We start from the raw sequence: 1,189 nt of genomic DNA on the forward strand, positions 1-1,189 counted from the left end.
GATGGCGAAGAGCAAGTTTGAACGAACAAAACCGCATGTTAATATTGGTACGATTGGTCACGTTGATCATGGGAAGACTTCGTTGACAGCAGCGATTACGAAATATTTTGGTGAATTTAAAGCCTATGATCAAATTGATGCTGCCCCAGAGGAACGTGCACGTGGGATTACTATTTCTACAGCACACGTTGAGTATGAAACGGAAAATCGTCACTATGCGCACGTTGATTGTCCGGGACACGCTGATTATGTGAAGAACATGATCACAGGGGCAGCACAGATGGATGGTGCTATTTTGGTTGTTTCCGCAGCTGATGGCCCAATGCCTCAGACACGTGAGCATATTTTGCTTGCGCGTCAGGTTGGTGTTCCAGCAATTGTTGTTTTTCTTAATAAAGTTGATCAGGTTGATGATGCAGAACTTTTGGAGCTTGTAGAGCTTGAGGTCCGGGAACTTTTATCCAAATATGATTTTCCAGGCGATGATATACCAATTGTTAAGGGTTCTGCGTTGGCAGCTCTTGAGGATAAGGATAAAAGCATTGGTGAAGATGCTGTTCGTCTTTTAATGAGTGAAGTTGATAATTATATTCCAACTCCTGAACGTCCTGTTGATCAACCATTTTTGATGCCGATAGAGGATGTGTTTTCGATTTCGGGTCGTGGAACAGTTGTAACAGGTCGTGTTGAGCGTGGTGTTATTAAAGTTGGAGAGGAAATCGAGATTATCGGTATTCGTCCAACGTCTAAGACGACGGTTACAGGCGTTGAAATGTTCCGCAAGCTTTTAGATCAGGGTCAAGCGGGTGATAATATAGGAGCTCTGCTTCGTGGTGTTGACCGTGAAGGGATTGAGCGTGGTCAAGTATTGGCGAAGCCAGGATCTGTTACGCCTCATACACGTTTTAAAGCAGAAGCTTACATTTTGACAAAAGATGAAGGTGGACGTCATACACCATTTTTCACGAATTATCGTCCTCAGTTTTACTTCCGTACGACGGATGTTACAGGTATTGTTACGCTTCCAGAAGGAACGGAAATGGTTATGCCAGGCGACAATGTTGCCATGGATGTTTCGTTGATCGTTCCGATAGCGATGGAAGAGAAGCTTCGTTTTGCTATTCGTGAAGGTGGTCGTACTGTTGGTGCCGGTATCGTCTCTAAGATCATTGAATAAATAATGCTTGTT

1 protein-coding gene is annotated in these 1,189 nt (G+C 43.8%); it reads left to right on the forward strand.

All coding sequences use genetic code 11. From position 1 onward, the window contains the following. Nucleotide 1: 1 nt before the first annotated feature. Complete coding sequence (gene tuf, locus ACFIKE_RS10905) at nucleotides 2–1,177, forward strand: elongation factor Tu (RefSeq protein WP_012755022.1); 1,176 nt, start codon at nucleotides 2–4, stop codon at nucleotides 1,175–1,177. Nucleotides 1,178–1,189 lie beyond the last annotated feature (12 nt).

Source organism: Bartonella sp. MU70NMGDW (genome assembly GCF_042194085.1).
GTDB lineage: Bacteria > Pseudomonadota > Alphaproteobacteria > Rhizobiales > Rhizobiaceae > Bartonella > Bartonella grahamii.